General features: G+C 63.0%; 24 protein-coding genes. 12 read left to right on the top strand and 12 right to left on the bottom strand.

Annotated elements, in window-relative coordinates:
- Window position 1: 1 nt before the first annotated feature.
- Together QOL68_RS18200 and QOL68_RS18205 are read right to left on the bottom strand one after the other, a co-directional pair.
- Entirely contained in the window at window positions 2-1,162 is a 1,161-nt protein-coding gene (locus tag QOL68_RS18200; protein ID WP_282950399.1) for an HlyD family secretion protein, read from the bottom strand.
- Window positions 1,163-1,186: 24 nt separating this feature from the next.
- Window positions 1,187-2,629: an efflux transporter outer membrane subunit gene (locus QOL68_RS18205; protein WP_282950398.1), complete on the bottom strand. Its 1,443-nt coding sequence runs from the start codon at window positions 2,627-2,629 to the stop codon at window positions 1,187-1,189.
- 156 nt (window positions 2,630-2,785) lie between these two features.
- Here QOL68_RS18205 and QOL68_RS18210 point away from each other — a divergent pair, with 156 nt between their 5' ends.
- Both QOL68_RS18210 and QOL68_RS18215 read left to right on the top strand, forming a co-directional pair.
- Window positions 2,786-3,727, top strand: coding sequence for a LysR family transcriptional regulator (locus QOL68_RS18210; protein ID WP_282950397.1), 942 nt, complete (start codon window positions 2,786-2,788; stop codon window positions 3,725-3,727).
- A 78-nt stretch (window positions 3,728-3,805) separates the two neighbouring features.
- Complete coding sequence (locus tag QOL68_RS18215; RefSeq protein WP_282950396.1) at window positions 3,806-4,606, top strand: SDR family NAD(P)-dependent oxidoreductase; 801 nt, start codon at window positions 3,806-3,808, stop codon at window positions 4,604-4,606.
- A gap of 32 nt (window positions 4,607-4,638) precedes the next feature.
- On the opposite strand, the gene QOL68_RS18220 is transcribed toward QOL68_RS18215, so the two are convergent.
- The gene (locus QOL68_RS18220) at window positions 4,639-5,124 is read right to left on the bottom strand and encodes a hypothetical protein (protein WP_282950395.1); all 486 of its coding nucleotides are present in this window, start codon (window positions 5,122-5,124) and stop codon (window positions 4,639-4,641) included.
- Between the two features lie 326 nt (window positions 5,125-5,450).
- On the opposite strand from QOL68_RS18220, the gene QOL68_RS18225 reads away from it, so the two are divergent.
- Complete coding sequence (locus QOL68_RS18225) at window positions 5,451-6,059, top strand: outer membrane protein (RefSeq protein ID WP_282950394.1); 609 nt, start codon at window positions 5,451-5,453, stop codon at window positions 6,057-6,059.
- A gap of 122 nt (window positions 6,060-6,181) precedes the next feature.
- Window positions 6,182-6,811 (top strand): tyrosine-type recombinase/integrase, encoded by a 630-nt coding sequence (locus QOL68_RS18230; protein WP_282950393.1) that lies wholly within the window; start codon window positions 6,182-6,184, stop codon window positions 6,809-6,811.
- Window positions 6,812-6,963: 152 nt separating this feature from the next.
- Here the strand turns inward: QOL68_RS18230 and QOL68_RS18235 are convergent, their stop codons facing one another.
- The 3 genes from QOL68_RS18235 to QOL68_RS18245 all read right to left on the bottom strand — a co-directional run bounded on the left by QOL68_RS18235 (window position 6,964) and on the right by QOL68_RS18245 (window position 8,750).
- Window positions 6,964-7,461 carry a nuclear transport factor 2 family protein gene (locus QOL68_RS18235; protein WP_282950392.1) on the bottom strand — a complete coding sequence of 166 codons (498 nt, stop codon included), beginning with the start codon at window positions 7,459-7,461 and terminating at the stop codon, window positions 6,964-6,966.
- 11 nt (window positions 7,462-7,472) lie between these two features.
- A complete protein-coding gene (locus tag QOL68_RS18240) occupies window positions 7,473-7,874 on the bottom strand; it encodes a GlcG/HbpS family heme-binding protein (protein WP_282950391.1) in 402 nt (133 codons plus the stop codon).
- Window positions 7,875-7,937: 63 nt separating this feature from the next.
- Window positions 7,938-8,750, bottom strand: coding sequence for an SDR family oxidoreductase (locus QOL68_RS18245; RefSeq protein WP_282950390.1), 813 nt, complete (start codon window positions 8,748-8,750; stop codon window positions 7,938-7,940).
- Between the two features lie 189 nt (window positions 8,751-8,939).
- Here QOL68_RS18245 and QOL68_RS18250 point away from each other — a divergent pair, with 189 nt between their 5' ends.
- Window positions 8,940-9,854 (top strand): helix-turn-helix transcriptional regulator, encoded by a 915-nt coding sequence (locus QOL68_RS18250; RefSeq protein WP_282950389.1) that lies wholly within the window; start codon window positions 8,940-8,942, stop codon window positions 9,852-9,854.
- 68 nt (window positions 9,855-9,922) lie between these two features.
- Here the strand turns inward: QOL68_RS18250 and QOL68_RS18255 are convergent, their stop codons facing one another.
- On the bottom strand, window positions 9,923-10,765 hold the full coding sequence (locus QOL68_RS18255) for an oxidoreductase (RefSeq protein ID WP_282950388.1): 843 nt from the start codon (window positions 10,763-10,765) through the stop codon (window positions 9,923-9,925).
- Window positions 10,766-11,098: 333 nt separating this feature from the next.
- Entirely contained in the window at window positions 11,099-11,521 is a 423-nt protein-coding gene (locus tag QOL68_RS18260) for an AMP-binding enzyme (RefSeq protein ID WP_282950387.1), read from the bottom strand.
- A gap of 261 nt (window positions 11,522-11,782) precedes the next feature.
- On the opposite strand from QOL68_RS18260, the gene QOL68_RS18265 reads away from it, so the two are divergent.
- From QOL68_RS18265 to QOL68_RS18275, 3 genes are all read left to right on the top strand, one after another.
- On the top strand, window positions 11,783-12,325 hold the full coding sequence (locus QOL68_RS18265) for a hypothetical protein (protein ID WP_282950386.1): 543 nt from the start codon (window positions 11,783-11,785) through the stop codon (window positions 12,323-12,325).
- The gene (locus QOL68_RS18270; protein ID WP_282950385.1) at window positions 12,322-13,077 is read left to right on the top strand and encodes an ImmA/IrrE family metallo-endopeptidase; all 756 of its coding nucleotides are present in this window, start codon (window positions 12,322-12,324) and stop codon (window positions 13,075-13,077) included. The genes QOL68_RS18265 and QOL68_RS18270 overlap by 4 nt, the downstream gene beginning before the upstream one ends.
- Window positions 13,078-13,191: 114 nt before the next feature.
- On the top strand, window positions 13,192-14,427 hold the full coding sequence (locus QOL68_RS18275) for an EVE domain-containing protein (RefSeq protein ID WP_282950384.1): 1,236 nt from the start codon (window positions 13,192-13,194) through the stop codon (window positions 14,425-14,427).
- 327 nt (window positions 14,428-14,754) lie between these two features.
- Here the strand turns inward: QOL68_RS18275 and QOL68_RS18280 are convergent, their stop codons facing one another.
- The 4 genes from QOL68_RS18280 to QOL68_RS18295 all read right to left on the bottom strand — a co-directional run bounded on the left by QOL68_RS18280 (window position 14,755) and on the right by QOL68_RS18295 (window position 20,114).
- Window positions 14,755-15,696 carry a tetratricopeptide repeat protein gene (locus QOL68_RS18280; RefSeq protein ID WP_282950383.1) on the bottom strand — a complete coding sequence of 314 codons (942 nt, stop codon included), beginning with the start codon at window positions 15,694-15,696 and terminating at the stop codon, window positions 14,755-14,757.
- A complete protein-coding gene (locus QOL68_RS18285; RefSeq protein ID WP_282950382.1) occupies window positions 15,693-16,760 on the bottom strand; it encodes a dipeptidase in 1,068 nt (355 codons plus the stop codon). The genes QOL68_RS18280 and QOL68_RS18285 overlap by 4 nt, the downstream gene beginning before the upstream one ends.
- Before the next feature lie 90 nt (window positions 16,761-16,850).
- Window positions 16,851-17,474 (bottom strand): helix-turn-helix domain-containing protein, encoded by a 624-nt coding sequence (locus tag QOL68_RS18290; protein ID WP_282950381.1) that lies wholly within the window; start codon window positions 17,472-17,474, stop codon window positions 16,851-16,853.
- Between the two features lie 195 nt (window positions 17,475-17,669).
- Window positions 17,670-20,114 (bottom strand): TonB-dependent receptor plug domain-containing protein, encoded by a 2,445-nt coding sequence (locus QOL68_RS18295; protein WP_282950380.1) that lies wholly within the window; start codon window positions 20,112-20,114, stop codon window positions 17,670-17,672.
- Window positions 20,115-20,291: 177 nt separating this feature from the next.
- Between QOL68_RS18295 and QOL68_RS18300 the strand changes: the two genes are divergently transcribed.
- From QOL68_RS18300 to QOL68_RS18315, 4 genes are all read left to right on the top strand, one after another.
- A complete protein-coding gene (locus tag QOL68_RS18300) occupies window positions 20,292-21,608 on the top strand; it encodes a metal-dependent hydrolase family protein (protein ID WP_282950379.1) in 1,317 nt (438 codons plus the stop codon).
- 46 nt (window positions 21,609-21,654) lie between these two features.
- On the top strand, window positions 21,655-23,226 hold the full coding sequence (gene amaB, locus QOL68_RS18305) for an L-piperidine-6-carboxylate dehydrogenase (RefSeq protein ID WP_282950378.1): 1,572 nt from the start codon (window positions 21,655-21,657) through the stop codon (window positions 23,224-23,226).
- Window positions 23,227-23,257: 31 nt separating this feature from the next.
- The gene (locus QOL68_RS18310) at window positions 23,258-24,244 is read left to right on the top strand and encodes a tetratricopeptide repeat protein (RefSeq protein ID WP_282950377.1); all 987 of its coding nucleotides are present in this window, start codon (window positions 23,258-23,260) and stop codon (window positions 24,242-24,244) included.
- Window positions 24,245-24,306: 62 nt separating this feature from the next.
- The coding region (locus QOL68_RS18315) for an amino acid permease (protein WP_282950376.1) at window positions 24,307-25,715 on the top strand (1,409 nt) is incomplete at its 3' end.

A 25,715-nucleotide genomic window follows, 5' to 3' on the forward strand; every position in this document is an offset into this window, starting at 1 on the left:
CTTACTTGGCGAGCTGGACGTCGACGTTCATCGAAAGACCGACGCGCAGCGGGTGCGCTTCGAGTTCCTTCGGTTCGAGCTTGATGCGGACAGGCAAGCGCTGGACGACCTTGATCCAGTTGCCGGTCGCGTTCTGCGCGGGGACGAGCGCGAAGGCCGCGCCAGTACCGCCCGAGAAGCCGACGACCTTGCCGTGATAGACCACGTCCTCGCCATACAAATCCGAAGTCAACTTGACCGGCTGTCCCGGGCGGACCTTCGCCAGCTCGACTTCCTTGAAATTGGCGTCGACATAGGCCGCCTGGACCGGAACGACGAGCATCAGCATCGCGCCGGGCTGGACCCGCTGCCCGACCTGGACCTGGCGCCGCGATACGACGCCGTCGACGGGCGCCTTGATCACGGTGCGTTCGAGGTCGACGCGCGCCTGGTCGAGCGCGGCGCGTGCCGCGAGCACTTCGGGGTTGGTGTCGACGGTCGTATCCGCGATCATCGCGCGGTTGGCGTCGCGATCGCCGACGGCGACATCGCGGGCGGCCGCGGCCTGCGCGCGGGCCGCCTGCGCCGCGCGAAGGTTCGCGGCGGCAGTGTCATAGGCGTTACGGACCGCGGTCAGCTCGTCGGCCGAAACCGCGCCCGAATCCACCAGCGCCTTGCGCCGGTCGAGGTCGATCCGCGCCTTGTCGAAGCTGGCCTTTGCCGAAGCGACGCCGGCGTCGGCACGCATTTCGTCGGCGGCACGCGCGCTGATCTGCGCACCCAGTCCGCCGTCGGTCGCCATCAGGCCGCGCACGCGGCGGATCGCCATGTGCAGATCGGCCTCGGCGCGCGCGACCGCGATCCTCGCGTCGGTGTCGTCAAGGCGCACCAGAACGTCGCCGCGGCGCACGCGCTGCGCATCCTGAACCAGCACGGCGGCGACGGGCGCCGACACCTGCGAGGTGACCTGCGCGACATCGGCGCCGACATAGGCGTTGTCGGTGACCGCGTGCTTCGACGCCGACAGGACGTCATAGGCGGTATAGCCGCCGCCGATCAGCGCGATGCCTGCGGCAAGCGCGCCGAACAGCTGCTTGCGTTTGGTCTTCGTCCTGGCATCGGCCATTTCGTCGGCATGGACTTCTTCGATGGCACGCAAGGTGCCCGGATCTCTATCGGCCATTTTCTGTCTCCTTGGATTTTGGGGTCATGCTGCTGCGAAACCGCCGCCGAGCGCGCGGATCAGCTGAACGTCGAGGGTGAAACTACGGGTTTGAAGCTCGGCAACCTTGAGGCGCGCTGCGACAACCGATTCTTCGGCGGTGAGCACATCGAGATAGGTGGAGAGGCCCTGCTTGTAGCGGAGCTGCGCAAGGCGCAGGGCGTCCTCGTAGCCGGCGAGCGCTTCGCGCGACGACGCGAGCCGTTGAACCAGCATCTTCTGACTCGTCACCGCATCGGCGGTTTCGCGCAGCGCCTGGACGACCTGCCGGTCGTAAAGCGCGACCGCCTCGTCATACTGGCCGCGGCGGCCGCGATACTGGCCCGAGAGCGCGCCGCCGTGGAAGATAGGCAGGCTGATCGCAGGGCCGAAGCTTCCGAAGTGCGAACCGTCGCGGAACAGATTGTCGACGCCGAACGACTGAAGTCCGGTCAGCGCCGACAGGCTGATGTTGGGATAGAAGGCCGCGCGCGCCTCCTTGGTCCGCTGGTCGGCCGCTTCGACCCGCGCCCGCGCGGCGGCGATGTCGGGACGGCGACCGAGAAGGTCGACCGACGCCGCGGCCGGAAGGCGCTGCGCCTGCAGCGCGGCGATCCGGGGACGGCCGATGGTCAGAGCACGATCGGGGCCGGCGCCGACCAGCGCAGCCAGCGCGTTCTTCGTCAGCGCGATCGCTTCGTCGGTGGCGGCCAGATCCGACCGGGTCTGGGGAATGCGCGCCTCCGCGAGCCGCAGCGCGCTGTCGTTGTCGAGGCCCGCGTCGACGCGCTGCTTGACGAGCTCCAGCGTCTGGGTGCGGATGTCGAGCGCCGATTCAAGGCTGTCGCGTTGCGCATGGAGCGCCGCCAGATCGGCATAGGTCGCGGCGATGCCTGTCGTCAGCGCGAGCCGCGCTTCGTCGAGTTCGAGTTCGGCCGCGGTCGCATCGAGGCGCGCGGCGCGCATCGCGGCGCGATTCTTGCCCCACAGGTCGAGGTCGAGAGTCATCCCGATCCCGATGCTGCCATTGTCGTTCCACCCATCGGGGGTCGCGGCCGCGGGCATCGTGCCGTTCTGGCTGAGCTTCGATGCATCGACCGACCCGAAGGCGTCGATGGTCGGCTTCAGCGCGGCGCCAGCGGCCTGGGCATAGCCCTGTGCGGTCCGCATGCGCGCCGCGGCGGCGGCGAGGTCGGGCGATCCCGCCAGCGCTTCGTCGATGAGGCCCGAAAGCTGCGGGTCGCGATAGTTTTGCCACCAGCCGTCGGCAGGCCATTCGGCGCTTTCGCCGGCCAGCACCGTCGCCGACGCATAGTCGCTGACCGCGCGCGGTTCGGGCTTGTCGCCCAGATTGGGGATGGACGCGCAAGCGCCCGTGAAGAGGAGGGGGAGCAGCAATGCGGCGCGGCCAAACCGCGCGGCGCTGTGCTGGACTTTGGGAGAGGCCATGCTGATCTGTCCTGGGCTGTTGAATAGGAAGCGGATGTCGGCAGCCGCGGACCGGGGGGACATCCAGCGGCTGCCGACGAGGGCCAAATGCACATGTCCTGATACTTCATCAACAAGGGTTGAGTTCAATCAGCATGTCCTGTAGGTGCATGATCGATGGATACGCTGCTAAGTCTTCGGGTGTTCTGCACCGTCGTCGAATTGAAGAGCTTCACCGCCGCCGCCGATCGGCACGACATGTCGCCGACGATGGCGAGCAAGCATGTCCGCGCGCTCGAAAACCGCCTCGGGACGCGCTTGCTGAACCGCACCAGCCGCCACGTCAGCCTGACCGAGACCGGCGCGCTCTATTTCAATCAGGCAAAGCAAACGCTCGAATCGCTTGACGAGGTCGAGGCGGCGGTCGGCAACACCACCGTTGTTCCGAAGGGCACGTTAAGGCTGGCGGTGCCGCGATGGTTCGACAACGCCCGCTTTTCAGCGATGCTCGCCGAATTCGATTCGCTCTATCCCGACGTCCGTTTCGACATCGACCTGAGCGGCAGAGTTGTGAATCTGGTGGAGGAAGGGTTCGACCTCTTGCTCCGCGCTACCGTTCCGGGGTTGCTCGATCCGGGCCTCATTGCCCGTCCAATCGTCGACATGCCCTTTCCGCTTGTGGCCTCGCCCGCCTATCTCGACCGGATCGGGCGTGCGGACAAACTGACCGATCTCAACGGCGCACGGCTGCTTCTGTGCAAGGGCATGCATATCGGCGCGACGGTTCCGTTCGAGGGACCGTCTGGCCGCGAGGTCGTCAAGTTCCAGACCGGGCTCGAATGCGGGAGCGAAACGCTTGCCCGTTTGCTCGCCCTCGATGGCATGGGCATGGCGATATTGCCCGACCTTATCGTCGAGGAGGATGTCATCGCAGGCCGTCTGGAAGTCGTGCTTCCGGGGATCGCCCAGATCGCGACCAAGATTTACGCAGTCTATCCAAGCCGCAAATTTCTATCGGCAAAGGTTCGCACCTTCATCGACGTTTTCGTCGCGCGCGTTGCGCAGATCACCCGCGAGCGTGAAGCGCGCTTTCGCGCACTGCCAGGACACAAACCATGAACCGGCGACCCGTTGATCGCCGGTAAGCCGCTATGACATTTGCCACCCTCTTCCGATTTCTCTTTGAGGGTTGCTCGCATGACATACCGGGATTTCCCGTTTCAGGCCGTTCGCGCCGATGAAGACCGCCCGCCGGTCCTGCAGGGCCAGACCGCGATCGTCACTGCGGCGGGCTCGGGGATCGGGCGCGCTGTCGCCATGCTGTTCGCGCAGGAAGGCGCCAATGTCGTTGTCGCCGATCACGATGGCAACGGCGCCGAAGAGACCGTCGCGGCGATCGAAGCGGCGCACGGCCGGGCCTGTTTCTTTCCCGGCGACGCGGCGGACCCCCAATATCATGTCGGCCTGGCCGCGTTTGCCAAGCATCGTTACGGTTGGCTCGACATGGCCGTCAATGGCGTCGCCGTCCGTGCGCCGTCGACACCGCTCGCGGCTATCTCGCTCGCGACGTGGGATGCGATGACCGCGAACAATATCTCAGGCACCTTCTATGCGATGCGCGCGCAGATTCCCGTGATGCTCGAATCGGGCGGCGGGGTGATCGTCAATGTGGCAAGCGTCCCTGCGACCGGTGTCGCAGTGGAATCGGGCATCCGCAGGGCGACGATCGAAGGTCTGGTCGCGCTTACCAAAGCGATCGCGACCGAATATGGTGCGCAGGGCATTCGCGCCAACGCCATCGTCCCGAGCCGCGCCGACGCCCCGCGCGGCAACGCCGGGGTATCGAAGGCGCGAAAGCAGGACGGTCGCGGCGCGCCGATCGATCGGCTCGACGCCGTCCGCGAAGTCGCCGAAACCGCCCTGTTCCTCGCCAGTTCGAAATCGACCTTCATCAATGGAACCTGTGTGCCGCTGAACGATGGAATGGGCGCGCGATAGGACCGCATGATGAGCGCTGCCCGACTTTGCGGCTACGAGACCGCGCGATCATGAACTGTGGCGCCATGATCCCTGAACCCGGCGACGGTTGATCGATCCATCGGGCGATGCGAATGCCGTGACGCATCGCGGTCCGCATCGAAATTGGATCGCCCTTCGGAAAGCAGTCGATGTCCACGATTATAGAGCACACGCCCCGCGCGGCCGGTTTCGCTGCCAGATCGTGCAACCGTAGCTCGGTATGCGCAGCCGGCGGGTCGCTCACCGGCACCGATTGGGAAATCGTCGAAATGGCGGCGTGGGACGGCCCGCGGAGTCTGAAACCCAAGGGTCTTCTGGCGCGCATCGAAAGGGTCCTTTTCGGCGATGTTGCGCTTCCGTTGGCGAATGCGCGGCTTGAATCGCTGCGGCGTTTTTCGGTGAAGGCATGGTCTTGGAACCAGCTCGGCGAACGCGACATTGCCGCCGCGCTGGACGCAGGCCTCTCGCCAAGCGACGTTCGCCAAATCCTCGATCATGTCGCGAGCCGCCGCGGCTTCTTGCCTCGGATAAGGAACTGGCCCCCCTGACCGGCTCGGCGCGTGACATCCCTCATTCGCGCCGGCCACCCCATCCACCATTTCCTCCGGCGGCATTGATCGCCGCGAACCTGACCCCCTGCAGTTCGCCATTCCGGCGCGCGGCAGGGGGTCGGGGTTTGCGCGTACAGGCTGTGCGAAAATCATGCACCATGAAGACATGATGCTTGAACAAGCGCGCGGTTGATGAACTCAAGAGAAACTCTCATCTGCCGCTCACCAGCTCCGCTGTGGAGCGGGATGATCAAGCATCAGGAGTTTATAGAATGCAGATCCTCAAGACCGTGGTCGCGTCCGCCATCATCGCTGCCGGCACCGCCGGCACGGCATCGGCACAGGAATTCGAAGGGCCGTACGTCGGTGCCCAGGCCGGATGGAGCGGCGACGATGTGCGGAATCCCGAAATGCCGCAAGGCGTGATCCCGATTGACGACAAGCAGCAGGCGCTGACCGGCGGCATTTACGCGGGCTATGATCGCCGCCTGGGTGACCGTATCGTCGTCGGCGCCGAGGGCAGCTTCGACCTCACCAACGACGACAAGTTCCGCGGCACGAGCGCCAGCGGCGCCTATCTGATCGACCCGAAATACTCGTTCGACCTGACGGCCCGCGCGGGCTATCTCGTCCAGCCCGAAACGCTTGTCTATGTTCGCGGCGGCTACAGCAATGCGCGCGTCACGACGCGGATCACCGATCTTGCGGGCACGACGAGCGAAGCCGAGAACCGCGACGGCTGGGTGATTGGCGGCGGGGTCGAGCGCCAGCTGGTCGATCATGTCTCGGCGCGCGTCGAATATCGCTATTCGGACCTCCGCGAAGGCGAGGGTAAATATGACCGCCACCGCGTACTCGCGGGGTTGACCTACCGATTCTGATCCCATTTGGTCGTGTTGGGCGGGACGGTCGGTATTCGCCCGCCCTGTCCAACCATCCCCTAGAGGCCTTTGTCCAACCTGGGCGTTGCCGGTTTGGCCATTTTGGCCTCAGGAGAACGATCATGGGAAGGTCAGAATTCGATTATTCGGCGCCTCGACCAGCGTGGAATTCCGGCAGGAAGGTCGGGACCAAGCGCCCACTGAAGCCACGTCAGATTTGGGCCATTCGCTTTCATCTCGATCGCGAGCACCGACTTCGAGACCGGGCGCTGTTCGATCTTGCGATCGACAGCAAACTGCGGGGCTGTGACCTGGTGAAGATCAAGATCGGCGGCTTGGTAACAGGTGGAGAGTTGCGAACGCGGGCAATCGTAATTCAGCAGACGACGGGTCGGCTCGTTCAGTTCGAAATCATGTCGGACGTGCGTGGGAGCCTCCTGGCGTGGCTCGAGCGCCGGGGCGGATCGATCGAGGACTATGCGTTCCCGAGCCGCATCGACCACTCTGCCCATATGAGCACGCGGCAATATGCGCGACTCGTTGACGAGTGGGTCACGGCAGTCGGCCTTCGAAGCGAAGACTATGGAACACATTCGCTTCGGAGAACGAAGGCGTCGATTATCTACAAGGCGACTGGGAATTTGCGCGCCGTACAAATTCTTCTGGGCCACACCAAAATCGAAAACACGGTGCGATACCTCGGCGTTGATGTGGAAGATGCCCTGACGCTGGCGGAAGGCATCGAAGTCTAACTCAAAATTTGAATACCCTGAGAGCGAGCGCTCCGAGGCCTTACGGAACGTCCGCTCTCTTTGTTTGATCGCCAAAAGCTGCCTGTCCGAAATCGGCCAAATCTCCTTTGCGACGGACAGCATGAATCGCTGTCCGTCGCTCGGGAGCAGACTCATTTTGGAGCCGGCGTGACCCGCGTCCACAGATCGTCGAAGGCGTGGGCGTCGAAGAATGCGAAGGCCCGCACGATCCGCCCATCTTTCAGCGTCAGAATCCACGCATAGCTGTTGACGTAGGGCTGTCCGTCGCGCGCGGTTCCGGCAGCGTCGAAATGTGCGACCACCGTGTCACCATCAACATAGAGCGCATGAACGCGGGGGATCAGCCGTTCCTTCATCCGCGCGTTGAACGGCCGGATGACCTCGCTCATAAACGCTTCCTTCGTGGGATAGGTCTTGCTCGCGAGCGAGTTGCCTGAAATCGTCCAGACCGCGTCCTCGGCGAGCAGGTCATAAGGACCGCCGGTCCCTGCCGCCCAGGCATCCATCGAACGGGCTATCGTTGCGCGGATGGCATCGACGTCGTTCGTCTGCGCTGCAGCTTTCGCCGTCATCGCCACGGCTGCAAGCGCGATAGCGAAGCGGCCGACATTCCTGATCCAGTTGGTCATCGTCTCTCTCCTCAATCGAGCGCCGCAACGGCGGCGGTTGCCACTTCAAAATCCTGATCGACCATGCCGCCCGACACGCCGATCGCGCCGATCAGCTTGCCGTTCGTGTCCTTCACCGGCACGCCGCCGGCAAAGACAATCAGCCCGCCGTTGGTGCGATCGAAGCCGGGCGAGGTGCCGCCAGGCTTGACGAAGTCGTAGAGTGCTTCGGTGTTGAAGCCGAAAAGCGCAGCGGTGCGCGCCTTGTTCAGCGCGATGTCGGCTGAACCCAAAAACGCGCCGTCCATGCGAAGGAAGGCTTTGAGGTTCGCGCCGTCGTCATAGACGGCGATGTTCATCGGCACCCCGATCGCGTCAGCCGCCTTGCGGGCGGCGGCGATTGCGGTGTCGGCCTGTTCCTGGGTAACGCTCATGTCAAAATCCTTTCAGGAAAGATTCGGCCGCGGCAGTGGAAGGCCGCGGCCGACAGGTCGGGGTCAGATCCGGTTCTCCCAGGCGTCAAGCTGGTGCTGCTTCAGCATGTCCTCGATCGCCTTCGGCATCACGTTGCGGAACTTGCCTTCGTCGGCGGGAACGACCTCGATCATGCGATCGATCATTTCCTGCGCGTCCATCTTGCCTTCGGGCGTGGCGAAGAAATCGTCGAAGCCCTTGCGCAGATCGGCGCGCTTGGTGAAATTCACGCTGTCGTCGAGCCAGCGGAACGGATTGTCCGCCATCGTTTCGTTATAGCCGGTGTAATAGGCACCGGGGTTGATCGTCTGGACCTTGACGCCGTAGGCGGCGAGTTCCTGCTGGAGCGCTTCGGCGACCGATTCCAGCGCGTGCTTGGTCGACACATAGGTGCCCCAGTTCGCCGGGGTGAACAGTCCGCCCATCGACGAGGTAAACACGACCTTCTTGCCTTCGGCGGTTCCTTCGCGGACCCAGCGCTGGACGATGCCCTGCGTCAGCTCGAGCGGCAGGAAAACATTGACCTCGAAATTCTTGCGGACCAGGTCGAGCGGGATTTCCCAGACGGGGCCGGCTTCACCCATGCCGGCGTTGTTCCACAGGATGTCGATGTCCCACTTCTGGGCCTGACGAATATCGTAGGGATCGGTCAGATCGAGGCGTTCGACGCGGATCTTTTCGCTGAGACCCAGCGCCGCGACTTCTTCGCGCAGCGGGGTGACCTGCGACGAAACCTGCACGGTCGCGATGATGTTGTGGCCGTTGCGCGCCATGCCGATCGCGGCGCCTTTGCCGAAGCCGCCAGCGGTACCGGTGATGAGGATGGTCTTGCTCATGTCTAATCTCCTTTGGCTTTCACCTGTCGGCGCGGGAGTGCGTCCGATGGGTCGGAGATAGATCGTCGGCTGGCGCTGCGCCGTTCGCGGCTTGCGGCGATTGTTCCGAAATTGCGATCACGATGCCTTCGTGGCAGGATTTGGCCGCTTATCGATTCGTCGGGCTGCTTTCGGAGGGGTTCGGGCAGAATGAACGCAACGCTTGCCGAACCTGTGATGAAGGAATCCGAGGGTTCGCTCGCGGGGATGGCACGCATCCTCGACCGGCCGCCGGTGACCATGTCGGACGGACTACGCGGCGATACCTTGCTGACCGGCCGCTGGCAGCATGGGCCGGTCCACGACACGCTCGCCGCCCTCCCGACGCATGTCATCGTCGCGCATCACGGCGGCGACGGCGACATGGCACTGCGCGCTTCAGGGGGAATCAATATCCGCGCCCGGTCGCGCGTCGGTACAATGGTGATCATTCCGCGAGGGCAGGACGGGCGCTGGGACATCGCAGGCAAGTCCGACGTCAGCCATGTCTATCTCACCCATAACCGGCTGGAATCGACGGTTGAGGAGCTCACAAACGGACGCGATTTCGACCTGCTCCACCGCGTCGCTTTCGAGGATCCGACGGTCGTCAATCTCGTCACGATGCTCAGTAACGAGGCGGCATCCGGCGAGAGAAGCTCGCGCCTTTTCGTTGAACAGGCCATCGACCTGCTCTGCACCCAGCTGGTGCGCGGCCATTCGACCTTTGGCGCGCTGGCCGATCCCGCCGCGCGGCGCGGCGGGCTGGCCGACTGGCAGGTCAAGCGCGTCACCACCTATATGCGCAGCAGGATGGAGGAAGAGATCGGCCTCGACGAGCTCGCTGCGCTTGTTCATCTGAGCCGCTTTCACTTTTGCACCGCCTTCAAGAAGGCGACGGGCCGCAATCCGCATGAAACGCTGACGATGATGCGCATTGCGCGCGCCAAGGAGATGCTCGCAGACCCCGATATGCCGGTGACCGAAATCGGACTCTGCGTCGGCTACCAGACACCCTCTTCCTTCGCGGCAAGCTTCCGCAAGATAGTGGGCATGAGCCCCAGCGAGTTCCGGCGGCGGTTGTAGAGAACGCAATTGCGCCGCTCTCGAGGGAGGAGAGCGGCGCAGCGCTGGACCCGGCAAGAATGATTCGATCAGGTCCGTTCGGCCGCCGCGAAATCGGTCGACACCGAAATTGGGCGCCACTTTGCGACGATCTCTGCGTCCGCCACATGTTTGGCCTCGATCGCCGCGACCGTGTCGCTGCCGAGCGGCAGGCGAACCGGCGGGTTCGCGGCGTCGGCGAAATCGACGAGCACCTGCGCCAGCTTGTCGGGATCGCCCGGCTGACCGTGGTTCAGGTCAGCAGCGACCTGCCGGACGCGCCCGGCAGTTTCGGCATAATCCTCGATCTCGCCGCCGCTGACCGTGAGCGAGGTCGCATCGAGGAAATCGGTCCGGAAATAGCCGGGCTCGACCACCGTCACATGTACGCCAAGCGGCGCAAGTTCGGCGTGGAGCGCTTCGGACAAACCCTCGACCGCGAACTTGGTCGACGAGTAGACGCCGAAGCCCGCCGCGCCGCGATAGCCGCCAATCGAGGAAATGTTGAGGATACGCCCCGACCGCTGCGCGCGCATTGTTGGCAGAGCCGCTCGCGTGACGTTGAGCAGGCCGAAAACATTGGTGCGATAGACGCGCTCGACATCCTCCGCGCTGGCTTCCTCGACCGCGCCGAGGAGCCCGAAGCCGGCATTGTTGAGCAACACGTCGATCGACCCAAAGGCTTCGACAGCCGCGATGACCGCCGCATTCGCCTGCGCCTCATCGGTTACGTCGAGCGGAAGCGCAAGCAACCGTTCGCGGTTGCCAAGCGCCTCGATCACGGCGTCGGCGCGGCGCGCGGTCGCGACAACATTGTCGCCCTGCTCGAGAGCGAGTTTGGCGATCCGAAGGCCGAAGCCGCGCGACGCGCCGGTGATGAACCAGGTTTTCATGTTTGTAACTCCTCTGCTGATATTGACAGAGGGTTGCTACGCCGTTGTCACAGCGAGCGCCGTTCGCGCCTTGCGGCGACTGTTCCAAAATTGCGATCCTATTGAGCTCCAAATTATGCTTTTGAAAGCATGTCCGCTTTCTTGGATAGCGGCCCTCAAAGCCGACCGACGGCAATCGGCCATGTGCTGCCTAGATCAATCCCTGCGCCGTCCTACGGCGACTGATGCCAGCAGAGCGGTGGCGAGCGCGCATAGCCAGTCGCACAATGCGGAATGTCTGTTTCATCTCCGAAGCTGCCGAAAACCAACAGTCTGAAATCCGCCATGTTCGGCCTAGGTTGACGCCGCATGTTGCTGAGACTGCATCAGTTCCGCGATCTTCGGCAGCGCATCGGGATTCTCGATCGTCGGCGGGATGCCGACCTCGGCTCCGTTGACGATGCCGCGTATGGCGGCGCGCAGGAATTTTTCCGATCGGGTCTTGGGCACTGCGCACACGATATGCACCTGCTTCAAGGCAGCGACCGACCCCAGTTCCTGTCGGACGAGCGAAACAATTTCGCCGGGTAGGCCGTCGCCAGCGTCGGCCCCGCTCTTGGTAACCGCAAAGGCGATCGGGACCATGCCCTTCAGGCCGTCGGCTGCGCCGATGACGGCGCACTCTGCGACGGCGGGATGCGCAGCTATGATCTGTTCGATCTGTCCGGTCGACAAGCGGTGGTCGGCGACGTTGATGATATCGTCGGTGCGGCCCATGATATGGACGAAACCGTCGGCATCGATTTGGCCGGCGTCGCCGCTTTCAAAATGACCGGGAGCCGATTGGAACGCGGACTCAAAATATGCCGCGTCGAGCCTGTTCTCTCAAAAATCGCTCCAAACCGGATCTTATCATTTATGCGCGACAAGAATCCTTTATAATCAATGCCTGAATCTTCGAAAACGATGCCCGACTATCTAATTCTGTTTACTTGCAATTCTCTTTGAGACACCTTTCCTTGGGAAGGGGCAACCAATATGATTCGGAAATCGTCGGCATTGGCAGCTGCATTTCTGCTTGCCAGCACAAATCTTTCAGTTGCGGCGTCGGCACAAGGGCACGATCCTCGACCAGCGCTCGGCAACATCATTACGGCCTTTCAGCAATGCGGTCCGCCGGCCGCGTTTCAGTTACTCAGTCCGCAGATGTTCGAGTTGGTCGCATCGCAGACCGGGGGTTCGGGTTGCTACGCTCCGATCGCGGCTGCGGGACCGATTACCAACATGCAGGTCTTGCAGCAGGCGCAATTCCCGGTTGGGCCAATGTATCTCGTCCGGGTGACCCATCAGGCAGGCCCGGTCGACTGGTTCATCGGCTTCAACCAGTTCAACGGCAAGATCGAGTATCTTTCGTTTCAGCAGGTTCAAGGGGGAGGCGGAGGCGGAGGCAATCCGAGCATCCAGACGGGACCCAGCCCGAGCGCAGGAGGACCGGGCACGGGAGCGCCCCCGCCGCCACCGAAGACCGACGGCGGAAATCCGGCGGAAGAGTGCCAGATGTTTCCAACGATGTGCCAGTGACGATGCTGCTGGAACGTCGCGTCTTGATCGCAGGCACTGCGGTCATCATGTTCGGCGGTGTCTGTGGCTGCGGCAAGGCGCATGCGCGGGACGCCGAGGACGACAGCGGATGCTGGCTCCCGAAGGGAGCGGGCGACGACATATTGAAGCGAGCTTCGCCGCCAAGGGTCTTCAGTCAGGGCAGCGAACCGATGGAGAGCCGATCGGGCAATCCGATCCTCGACCGCGCCCTCGCTCGCGGCCTCGCAACGATATCCAAGACGTTCGACGTTCTACCCGGCTTTGCCTATTATCGTGAAGCCGGCCGCGGAAATGCCAAAGCGATGAGCGACGTTTTGTTGGACCGAACCGACGGTACAGTCCTCTTCGGATTGAAAATGCTCGAGGACCTCCTGGGTCGCTCCTATCCGGACGCCAGGATCCTGGCAGTTTGCGCTCATGAGTTCGGTCACATTCTGTCGTACAAGAACGGGATGATCAACGAGCTCGCAAAGACCGGCGTATACCGGGCGGAGCAGTTTGCCGATTATATGGCTGGCTACTTCTCCGGTACGCGCCGCCTGATCAACCCGAAATACCCCTCCGTCATTTTCGCGTCGACGCAGAGCGCGTTCGGAGGAGGCGATCATGGAAGCGGGTACAAAAGGGGAGAGGCGGTGCAGGCCGGCTTTCTCGCCGCCTATCAGCAGAAGCTGGGCGCGGTCGATGCGGCCAATGCAGGGTTCGACTTTTCGATGAGCCGGTCTCTTTGACCCTGGCTGGGCGATGTTCGAGAGTTCTCGGTCCTGGCTTCGATCGGCGAGGACGAACGTCCGTCCCTCGCTGGGTCTATTGAACGCCGCCTCCTTAGGCCATAGGCGGATGCGATGCTAGACGAGGCCTATAGGGCGTGGCTCAACACGCTTCCGATCACCGACAAGACGATCGGCAACCAGCTTTCGCGCATCCACCGCCTCGAAAAGGCCTTCGGGGATATCGACGCCGCATTCGATGCCGATGGCATGGCGAGCGTGCTGTTGAGGCTCGAATATAGCGCTGGCGATGCTGCGGCGAAGAAACCGCTCCCGAACGGGATTGTCTCCAAGGGCAAGCCGGTGGGCACGATGTCGACGCTCCGCCATGCCGCCAACAAATACCGGACCTTCCGGCTTCAGCACGGGGCCTCGGTGTCTGCCCCGGCGCTTCCCACGCAATTCGTCCCGATCGCCAAACCAAAGGCTGCTCCCGGGCGAGGCCTCAAGCCGACGGGCTTCTGGATCTTCCAGGCCAACCCTAAAAGATGGAAGGCCGACGACTGGCTCGCATCGGGTGAGACATCGCTTCTTTATTTCGTGTCGAAAGACGACCGCGATCTGATTCAGGTCGGCGACCTCGGGGTCGTTCGCCGGACCGCACGGCGCGGCAAACCCGCGGCGATTCTGGCGCTGGTCGAAGTCGTAGAGGCAACGTCATTCCGGCCCGAGCCCGATCCGAAGTTCTTCGTCGACTCGGCGCTCGGCGCCGAACCAGACTATCGCGTCCGCCTTGAGCGGCTCGCGATATTTGACGAGCCGGTCATTGCGCCGTCGCTCCCCGGCGAACCGGCGTTCGACCTGTTGCAAAAAGGGCTGCAGCGCACGACGACCCCGTTTCCCGGCGAAGCCTTCGCGCATCTCGCAGGGCATGCAGGGTTTGTCCCGCTCGACCTCGCCACCGCGCGAGCATCGCGCTCGCCCCAGGTTCTGAAGGATCTGCAGGCTGCGGCGAAGAGCGCACCCCCGGAGATGCGCGAGGTCGTCAGTCGCCGGATCGAGCGTGGCCCGATCGGCGACAAGGTCAAGGCTGCGCGCGGCCACCGCTGCCAGGTTTGCGAGGCACTCGGCAGGGACCCTATCGCGTTCTATAAATCAGGCGGCGAACCCTATGCCGAAGCGCACCATGTGATTCTGGTCAGCACGATGATCGCCGGCGTCCTGGATGCAACGAACGTCATGGTTCTATGCCCGAACCACCATAGGCAAGCTCATTATGGCGCGTTCGAAATCGTCTCGGCCGATGAAGCAGCGTGGACGATCCGGGTCGACGGGCACGAGCTGATCATACCGCAAACGGCGATCTGGTGACCGAGGCGATCGCGAAGGGCGCTTTCCAAGCACTCGTCCGGAGAGGACGGCGATGCGCCCTATCTTTGGATGGCGTTCATCGGCGCAATCGCGGTCTTAAGGTCCACAGGGTTTTTCAGCGCGAATGCTTCGGTTGTGGCTGTGTAGGCCTCGTCGGAAGCATGTGTTTCGCTGACAGTTGTGACTTCTTCCGCGCACGGCATCGCCGCAACGCCACAAAAGTGTCCGCTTATCCCCAACCGGAGTTGAAAGCCGCCTGTCCGCTACCGGCCAGAATCCACGATGCTAGCATTTCGGCACGAGGCCCATGAGGGCCGAAAAGCCGTTTCAGCGGATTTTTCTGTCCGGGTTCGAAAGCTCGGCTTCTGACGGCCAATGCCCTTGGGGATTTTCACGGACGATTTCCGCGAGCAGCGCCTTCGCGCCGTTTTCATCGCCCGCAAAGCGGCGTTCCATCGCAATCGCGAATTTGATCGTGCTGTCGCGCGTATCCTTGAGACCGGCGGGATCGAGCCGCCCCTGCATGATCTGGACGGCTTGGTAGTAGGTGAAATTCTCGATCAGCTTCAGCCCCGGCTCGATCGCGTCGATCGCCGCGCGTGCCTTTTCATGCTGGCCCATCTTGCGCAGCGCGATATAGGTCCAGTAGGCGGTCGGCACGCGCATGTCGTCGCGGGCGAAGTCAGCCGAAAGTTCCAGCGATTTTGCCATGCCCGCAACCACGGTGGAATAGTCGCCGGTCGCGAAGCTGGTCTGCGCGTGGTAATAGACGATGTTCCCGCGATAGGTGCTGATCGTCAGCCCGATCGGGTTCGGCATGCCGTCGGGCTCGAAATTGTCGGGCAGGTCGCCCATCAATTCGAGCGCCTTGTCATAATCGGCCAGCGCCTCCTTGAACTTGCGTGCGCGCGTGAGGTCGCGGGCGCGGAAGCGGTACAGCTTGTAGCTGTTCGGAAATTGCTTGATTCCGGCGCTGAAGGCATCGACCGCGTCGCAGATTCGTCCGGCGTAGTCGAGCCGGCGGCCGTACCAGATGTGGCTGTCCTCGCGATCGGGCGCGATACGAAGCGCGGCCTCGGCGATCGCAATATCTTCGTCGAGCATCTTCTGCATCGCGGCGGAATATTTGGGGATGGTCAGCGGCGTGCCGATCAGGCTGGTCGTGCAATTCCCCGCGTCGGCTCCAGGGACGGTCGCCGACGCGGGGGCTGCCATCAGCAGCAAGGGCAGGGCGAGGGCGGACAGGCGGGTAGCGTAGCGCGGGCTCATCCGATCACCTCACTATAAATGCGGCGCACATTCGCCCCCATGATCTTCTCGACCGTGCTGGACGGATAACCGAGCTTGCGCACGCCATCCCAAACGACTTCCATGCGGCGCGGGCCGTTGAGTTCGTTGATGAACAGCGGCCAGTCGGGTTCGTGGAAATTGGCCCCCTCTTCGGCCTTCAGTTCGGCGATATAGGCGTCGGTCATCTCGACGACGCGGTGGTCTCGGTCGCTGCCGATCGCGACATGATCGGCGCCCATCACCCTCACCGCATGATCGATATGGCGGAAATATTCGGGCAATGCGTCGTCGCGCTTCGTCGTCAGGAACGGCCGCATCTGGCAGATGCCGGCAACCCCGCCCCGGTCGGCGAGCAGACGGAGGTTCGCGTCGGTCGTATTGCGGATATTGCTGTGCACCGACATGCAGGCGGTGTGGGAGATGATGACTGGCGTCTTCGACGCCGCGATCGTGTCCGCCATTGTCTGCATATTGGCGTGCGACAGGTCGATCAGCATCCCCCGCTGGTTCATGCGCCCGACGAGTTCGCGGCCGAAGTGGGTAAGGCCATTCACGCCGAGTTCCTTACAACCCGCGCCGGCCCAGTTCTGGTCGTTGTAGGTGATCTGCGCAGACCGCACGCCCAGCTTGTGGAACAGGTCGACATTGTCGAGGTCGCGTCCGAACTGGGTGCTGTTCTGGAACAGGTAGAAGAGCGCAAGCTGACCGTTTTTGCGCGCGACATCGATGTCGCTGGTCCTCGTCGCCTTCAGGAACAGGTCGGGGTGCGCCGCGATGTGCGCGTCATAGTCGAGGACGGCCTGTACGGCATCCCCATACGCTTTCCCCTCATAGGCCTTGGGATCGCAGAGCGTGACGGTGATCGCGTCGAGCCCGCTTGCGCGCATCTCGCCGATCAGCGCGGCATCATATTCGAAGCGAACCTCGCCCATCGCGTCGAAAGTGAGGGGGCGTGCTTTCGCTGGCGCTGCTCTCGATGCAGGTGCAAGCGCCAACGTCGCCGACAATGCCGCCCCCGACAGGATGAAATTCCGTCTGTCCATAGCTTCGCCCTCTCCGATTCATTATCGGAAAAAGAATTAGCGTATAGGAAAATTATTGCAAGGCCGCAGATTCAGCTGCTGCGGGCGGGGTCAGCCGGTGTTGATCCACAGGACGACGGCGTCCTCTTCGCTGGTCGAATAGGCGGCGTGCTGCATGCTGCTGTTGATATAGATGCTGTCGCCGACGCCGAGGATCGCGGGTTCGTAATGCTCGGTCTGGAAACAGATCTCGCCCTCGAGCACATAGAGGAATTCCTCTCCACTATGCTGCGACCAGCTCTTGAAATCCTCGAGGCTGCGCGCCTTGATCGTCGTGACGAAAGGCAGGATTTTCTTGTTCTTGAGCTCGGCCGCGATCAGCCGGTGGCGATAGACCGCGGTCTCCATCAGACGCCCGGCGCCGTCCATCGTGACGCTGCGCCGTCCCGCGGCATCCTGTCCCGAATTGCTCGCGAACAGCTCGGTGATGTCGATGTCGAAACCTGCGGCCAGTTTCTGCACGACGTCAAAGGTCGGTGACATCTGGTCGTTTTCGATCTTCGAAAGCGTCGAGGCGGCGAGGGCTGTCAGCTTGCCGGCGTCTTCCAGCGTCATGCCGCGTTCCTTGCGGAGCTGGCGAAGCCGTTCGCCCAGGTGAAAACCTTCCGATCGGGGACGCTTGGCCGTTCTCACCGCACCCAGAACTTCCGGTTCGTCTCCACTTCTGGGCGGCATATGTCTCTATTCCTTGTCTTGTTCGAGATCTTCGGCACCGCGGATCGGAAGGGCGGCTCGACGGGAAGGAGTCCGGCCAATCAGCTGCCCCCTTATAGAGTGCAAATTTCCGATAGGCTACGGAATTGGCATATCCGATATGCCAATTCCGTAGCTACCCACGGGGAAGATTGATTGACCTCGAGCAGAACAAGATCAGAATTTATACTTAGCATTCAAATAATAGAAGCCGCCGGCAACCCCGAATACGCTGTGATTGTCATAGATCAGGCCAGCGCGGGCGCGAGCCGGGCCGCGGCCCGGCGGGAAGATGTTGAAGATGTTGCGTGCACCGACGCTCAGCTCGACATCCTGGATGCCCGAATAGGTCACCTCGGCATCGAACAGCGTCACCGCCTTGCGTGGCAGGAACGTCGCACCATCAAGGCGGCGCCATGCGCCATAGTGGATTGCGCGCGCCATGAAGCCGAAATCGCCGACCTTCGTCGTTGCCGAGAAATTGCCGCGCCAGCGCGGGGTGCCGCGTTCGAACTCGGTAACGATGGCAGGGCTGAAGCCCGGGGGCGGCGCGCCGCGCAGATGCTGCTCGTTATAGTTTACAGCAAGGCTGAAGTCGGTCGACGCATTGTCCGACCAGCTATGGCGATAGGTGCTGACAAGGTCGAAACCGCGCACGCGCGTATCCATTTCGTTTTGGAAATAGCGCACCTGTTCGATGTCCGCACCGTTCGGGAAGTTGATCGCAGCGAGCGCCGCGCGCTCCGCAGCGGTCGTATTCCGCGAAGGCGTCAGAAGCAGACGGTCGTCGACGTCGATCTGGTAGAAATCGAGCGTGGTCAGGAAACCGTCGAGGCCGGTGAAGACGACACCCGCCGACATGTTGAACGAGGTTTCGGGGGTCAGCGCCTTTGATCCGAACACCTGCGCGGCGGGCGAACCCGGAACGAGCACGGCATCGAGGATGAAGCCGCCGACGCCGTCGAGCTGGGACGTCAGGCTGGTGCCGAAGACCTGTCCAGCGGCCGGTGCGCGGAATCCGGTGCTGACCGAACCGCGCAGCGCAAAGGCGTCGCTCAGCTCGAAGCGGGTCGACGCCTTGTAGCTGAAATTGTCGCCGAACTGGTCATAGTCTTCATAGCGGGCGGCCGCCGACAGATTCCACCAGGGCGTGATGTCGGCATCGATTTCACCAAACACCGCATAGCTGTTCGAATCGAAGCTGCCGGCGAATTCGGGCGAGAAGCCCTGGAAGCCGTTCGATCCCGCGGGCAGATCCTGCAGCGGGCCGGTCGTGTAGCTCGCGACATCGCCTTCGCCGATGACATAGGTTTCCTTGCGGTGGCTGGCGCCGGCAAAGATGAGGATGTCCTCGCTCAGTTCATAGGAGACTTCGGCATCGAACTGGATTTCACGCTGGGTGAGCGATCCGGGCTTGAACGAGGTCGGCGACTTCACGCCCATCGAGGCGTTGATCGTGCCGGTGATCGAATAATCGACCGTGTTGGTGCCATAGCGTGCCGACAGGTCCCATGTCAGCGGTCCCTCTTGATCCCGCAGGCCCACCAAGGCGCTGAAATCTTCAAGATGGCCGCGGAATTCGGGCGTGAAGCCGCCCGGATAGATGGCGGCAAGGTTGAACTGCTGGGGGTGCGCGGGCGACAGGTCGAACGCCGAATTGGCGTAGGTGCCATGGCCGTTGAGGCCTCCTGCGGCGAAGGGCTGGCGGAGGCCGAAGGTGACCGAGCTTTTGCCGGTCATATAGTTGCCGAAGCTATAGAGTTCGAGCTCGTCGCTGAGTTCGATGCCGGCGTTCCATACCGATTTGAACGCCATGTAGCGCGGATCGAGGTTGCCTTCGGGATGTTCGGGCACGCCAGCGACGCCCAAAGCCCTCAGCGCTTCTGCGCCGGCGTGGTTGGCCTTCTTCGCATAGGCCTTTGCCTGGTCGGTATATTGCGCGGCGATGTTGAAATAGGCGTTGTCGCCGACCGGGACAGCGAGGTGGCCCTGAATGTCATAGGTGCGGCCGCCGCTTTCATAATATTCGCCGACCTGGGCCGTGATGGAGCCGCCGCTCCGTGCCTTCTTCAGCTCCATGTTGATCACGCCGGCGATGGCGTCCGAGCCATATTGGGCGGACGCGCCGTCGCGCAGCACTTCGACGCTCGACAGGGCGATCGGCGGAATGACGTTGAAGTCCTGGCCCTGCGAGCCCGAGGTCGAGGCGTGGCCGGTGCCGATCTGTACGATCGAGGCGCGGTGGCGACGCTTGCCGTTCATCAGCAGCAGCACATGGTCGGCGGGCGAGCCGCGCAGCGTGACCGGGCGCACGAACGACGAACCGTCATTGCCCTGCAGGCGCTGGGCGTTGAACGCGGGCACCAGCGTGCGCAGTGCATCGTTCACGTCCGAATAGCCGGTGGTCGCGATCTGTTCCGGCGCGATGACGTCGATCGCGACCGAGCTGTCGGTGATCGAACGATCCTTGCGGCGCGTACCGATGACGACGATGTCGCTGCCGCCGCCCTCACTGGTCTCTGCACCGTCATCCTCTGGCGGCGCCGACTGGGCATGCGCCATCGGCGTGATCGCGAATGCGAGCGCTGACGACAACAACAGGCGTGACACGAACTTCGACATCTTTCCCTCCTTTTGGACCCGTTTCCCCACCCGGAAATTCAGCGATTTCCGTCATGTGTCATAGTTTCTAAAATTTTCCTATCATAAAAATTCTTGCTAAACTAGCAAAAACTTCCTATGCAAAAGGGGAGTGCTGCAGGGGCGGCCTCGCGGCGTGGGCCAGCGGGAGAATTTCGCTTGAGCGGCATTGGAAAATTGTCAGCGCTCGCGATCGGCGTGTCGCTTCCTGGCATGGCTGTCGCGGCACCGGCCGGCGTCGAACTGGCCGACGCACTGGTCATCCATGCGGGCGCAGTTGTAACGATTCCGGGCGAAAAGACGCTTGGGCCGAGCACGATCGTCGTGCGCGGCGGGCGTATTGCCGAAATCGAATCGGGCTATGTCGAGCACCCCGGCGCGAAGGCGATCGACCTTAAGGGCCGGACGTTGCTGCCCGGCCTGATCGACACGCATGTCCATTTCAGCTTCTCGCCTGCGACTAAACTATGGTCTGCGGCGATCGACACGCCCGAAGATGTTGCGATCTTCGCTTTTTCCAATGCGAAAAAGACGCTGGAGGCCGGCTTCACCACGGTCCGCGATGTCGGGTCGGACGGTTATTCGATCCATGCGCTGCGCGATGCGGTCAATGAAGGCATCGTCACTGGCCCGCGCATCTTTCTGTCGGGCACGTCGCTCTCGATCGTCGGCGGTCATGGCGACATGTCGGGCCTCAACCGCAAGGCCACCGAGGCGCTCTATCCCTATGACTATACCGGTGCCTGCACCGGCGGGGTCGAATGTGCGCTGCGCGTCCGCGAAGCGGCGAAATATGGCGCCGACCTCATCAAGATCACCTCGACCGGCGGTATCATGTCGCAGCAGGCGCGGGGACTCGGCCAGCATCTGAGCGAGGAGGAACTGAACGCGATCGTTACCACCGCGCATAGCCTCGGCCTGAAGGTCGCGGCACATGCGCACGGCGGCGCGGGTGTCGCTGCCTCGGTGCGCGCCGGCGTCGATTCGATCGAACATGGCACCTGGCTCGACGAGGAGACCGCGAAGGAGATGGCGAAGCGTGGCACCTGGCTGGTGCCGACGCTCGGCCTGCTCGACGGGCGCAAGGATGCGGACGCCAGTCCCGAGGTGCAGGCGAAGATGGCCGAGGCGCGCGCGGTCGCCGGACGGAACATCGCGCTCGCGGTCCATTACAAGGTCAACATCGCCTTCGGCACCGACGCGGGCGTATCGCCGCACGGGGAGAATGCCCGCCAGTTCCGCCATATGGTCGAACAGGGGCCGATGACCCCTGCAGCGGCAATCCGCTCGGCGACGGTCGATGCCGCTGCGCTGCTCGGCCAGTCGGAGAATGTGGGCACGATCGAGGTCGGAAAATTCGCCGACCTGATCGCGGTCGACGGTGATCCCTACCGCGACGTGACGCTGCTCGAACGCGTCTCCACGGTGATCAAGGGCGGTCAAATCGTCGTGCAAGACGGCCGCGCGGGCCCATGATGCCGATTTGCAAACTCAAACACTCTCCCATTCAATGGACAATGACATGAACGCTCTCGATACCATGATTTCTCCGGCCACCGCCTACAGCGTTGCGGGCGGCTTCGCCGACGCGGTCGTCGATATATTCGCGCACCTCGACCTCTCGCTCAGCACCCGCAAAGGGGATGGGCTGGCGGTCTTTTCGCCAATCGACGGCTCGCAGCTTGCGAGCCTTCGCACCGACGAGGGGGGAGATATGGACACGATGGTCGCCAACGCGCGGACGGCCTTCGCCGCGTGGAGGGATGTTCCGGCGCCGCACCGCGGTGAGCTCGTCCGTCGCTATGGCCTGCTGGTGCGCGAACATAAGGAAGCGCTGTCGCAGCTGCTGACGATCGAAAATGGCAAGATCCTGACCGAGGCGCGCGGCGAGGTGCAGGAAGTCATCGACATCTGCGAATATGCCGTTGGCCTGTCGCGCCAGCTGTTCGGCCTGACGATCGCGTCGGAGCGCGCCGAGCATCGGCTGACCGAATATTGGCATCCACTGGGCGTGCTGGGTCTGATCTCGGCCTTCAACTTCCCCGCGGCGGTCTGGGCGTGGGGCACCACCGTCGCGCTCGTCTGCGGGGACAGCGCGATCTGGAAACCGTCGGAAAAGACGCCGCTGACCGCTCTGGCCTTTGCCGGGCTTCTTCAGAAAGCCGCCGCCGACTATGAGTTCGCGCCCGATCATCTGGTGCAGGTTGCGATTGGCGACGCGGCGTGCGGCGCGATCCTTGCCGACCACCCCGACGTCGCGATCGTCAGCGCGACCGGCAGCGTTCGCATGGGACAGGATGTCGGCGTGCGCGTCCAGCGCCGCTTCGGCCGTCCGGTCCTCGAACTCGGCGGCAACAATGCCGCAATCGTCGCGCCCAGCGCCGACATGGGACTCGCTTTGCGCGGGACGATCTTCGCGGCGACCGGGACGTGCGGACAGCGCTGCACGACGCTGCGCCGGCTGATCGCGCATGAGGATATTCGTGGCGATTTCGTGAAGCGGCTGATCGCCGCGGTCGGCAGCCTCAACATCGGCAGTCCGCTCGACGATGCGACACATGTCGGTCCGCTGATCGACAAGGCGGCGTTCGACGCGATGCAGCGCGCACTCGAACAGGCGCGCCGCGAAGGCGGCACCGTCCATGGCGGCGAACGGATCGAGGTCGCGGGTTCGCCCGACGCTTATTATGTTCGGCCCGCAATTGTGGAAATGCCGGCACAGACCGACATCGTCCGCGAGGAAACCTTCGCCCCTATCCTCTATGTCCTGTCCTACAGTGATTTCGCCGAGGCGATCGCGCTCCAGAACGGCGTTTCGCAAGGTCTGTCGTCGAGCCTCTTCACCTCCGACGTGCGCGAGGCGGAGAAATTCCAGTCGGCGCAAGGAAGCGACTGCGGCATCGCCAACGTCAATATCGGTACGAGCGGCGCCGAGATTGGCGGCGCCTTCGGTGGTGAGAAGGTCACCGGCGGCGGGCGCGTGTCGGGATCCGACAGTTGGAAGAATTATATGCGCCGCGTTACCGCGACGGTGAATTACTCGGCATCGCTCCCACTCGCGCAGGGTGTGAAGTTCGACCTCGATATCGATTGAAACGCAGAAAATTCTATTCGGAGGAGATGATATGCCCCCCAAGTATCTGACATGGATCGCATCGGCCGCGATGCTTGCTCTCGCGGTGCCGGCTTCGGCGCAGACCGGCAGTTTTCAGGGCACCTCGCTGCTCGGCGAACCGATGTACACCGCGCCCGCGCGCAACGCGAACGTCGCCGCGGTCGAGACGCTCGAACGCGCTGCGCGCGACGCGAAGGCGGCGTTCGAAGCCAACATGACCGTCGATACCGCGACCTGGTACGGCCGCGTCCTTTTCTACCAGGGCTACACCAGGGAATCGGCGGCGGTTTACGATCAGGCGCTGAAGCGTTTCCCCAATTCGGGCAAGCTGCTCCGCCACCGCGCGCATCGCGCCTTCTCGCTCCGCGAGTTCGACAAGTCGATCGAGCTGGGGCTGAAGGCCGCGAAGATCTACGAGAACCAGCCGCTCGAGCGCGAAAAGCCGGGCCCGGACTATTTCCCGGGCGACCCCGATGTCGTGCAATATTATCTCTATTACCACCTCGGGCAGGCCTATTTCGGCAAGCACGACTTTGAAAATGCTGCGAAATGGTTCGGGAAATCAGCCGAATCCGCCGCCTTCACGCACGATATCGAGGCACGCACCGCCAACACCTATTGGGAGTATCTGTCGCTCGCACGTGCCGGCAAGCTCCGTGAAGCGCAGAAGCTGCTCGACGATTATGATCTGACCCTATTCGAAGTGCATCCGAAGGGCGGGTCGGACACCTATTTCGACGGCATACAGCTGTTCAAGGGCAACCGCGCCGCCGACAGCTTCTTCAGCGACAAGGATGGTGGTCGCGCCTTTGCTACCGCCGATGGGGTCGCCGCGTCGACCGCATACAGTCTCGCCAACTATTATATCCTCAGCGGCGAACTCGAGAAGGCGAAGCCCTGGTTGAAGCGCTCGATCGCGGTCGACAGCTGGAGCTTCTTCGCGCGCATCCAGGCCGAAGCCGACTGGTTGCTGCTTTTCCCGAACGAAAAACCATGAGCTGAGCCACTGGGGTGAGTGGCGGGCCCGTGTGAACGGGCGGGGTATTTGGGAGACGCATCGTGAATAACTGGACCCGTCGCAAACCCCTCGTGCCGCCCGGCGAACCCAGCGCCGTAGCGCTGCCGCCGAGCCTGTCCTGGCCGCAACTGATGGCAATGGGCGTCGGGGCGATCATCGGCACGGGCATCCTCACGCTGATCGGTGTCGGCGTCGACCGCGCTGGCCCTGCAGTGCTGATCTCTTTCGCGATCGCCGGCGCGGTATGCGCGTGCGCTGCGCTTGCCTATGCCGAACTCTCGGCGATGATGCCCGCGGCAGGCAGCGCTTACAGCTATTCCTATGCGGGTCTGGGCGAGGTCTTTGCGTGGGTCGTCGGCTGGAGCTTGATCCTCGAATATTCGCTCGTTGTCTCGACCGTCGCGGTCGGCTGGTCGGGCTACGCGTCGCCCCTGCTGATGGGGGTTGGCTTTCCCGAGGGGCTCACCAAGGGACCCGAGCTGGGCGGGCTGGTCAATCTGCCCGCCGTTGCGATCATTGCGATCGTGACCGGTCTGTTGCTGCTCGGCACGCGCGAAAGTGCGCGGATCAACTCGATTCTCGTCGTTGTGAAGATCGTCACCCTGATGCTCTTCGTCGGCTATACATTGCCCTATTTCGACGCCGTGAACCTCGATCCCTTCATGCCCTATGGCTATGCCGCGCATGTCAGCAGTGACGGGGTTCAGCGCGGGGTCATGGCAGCGGCAGCGATCATCTTCTTCGCCTTCTATGGCTTCGACGCGATCTCGACCGCGGCCGAGGAGACGAAGCGTCCGGCGCGCGATCTGCCGATCGCGATCATCGGATCGATGGCCGTCTGCACGATCATCTACATGCTCGTCGCCGCGACCGCGGTCGGTGCGATCTCGTTCACGCGCTTCGCCGACAGCCCCGAACCGCTGGCGCTGATCCTGCGTTCGATCGGGCAGGGCGGCATCGCGCGGGTCGTCGCGACGACCGCGGTCATCGCACTACCGACCGTACTGCTCGCTTTCCTCTACGGGCAAAGTCGCATCTTCCTCGCGATGGCGCGCGACGGCTTCTTGCCACAGAGTCTTGCCCATATCTCGCGGCGTGGCACGCCGACGCGCATCACGCTGTTGACGGCGACGATCGTCGCGATTCTCGCCGGTATGCTTCCGATCGGCAAGGTCGCGGCGCTTGCCAATGCGGGAACCCTGATCGCGTTCATGGCGGTGGGTATATGCCTGATCGTGCTGCGTCGCCGCGCCCCGGACATGCCGCGACCTTTCCGCGTCCGCGCCGTATGGCTCGTGGGCATAGGTTCCATTGGCGGCTGCCTTTATCTCTTCTTCAGCTTGCCGCTTGAGACATTGCTATGGTGTCTGGTGTGGAATCTGGTCGGGCTTGGCCTGTATGCGATTTTCGGACACCACCGAAGCGTGTTGGGCGGAGCGCAACTCAAGAC

The sequence above is a fragment of the Sphingopyxis sp. Geo25 genome (assembly GCF_949769135.1).
GTDB lineage: Bacteria > Pseudomonadota > Alphaproteobacteria > Sphingomonadales > Sphingomonadaceae > Sphingopyxis.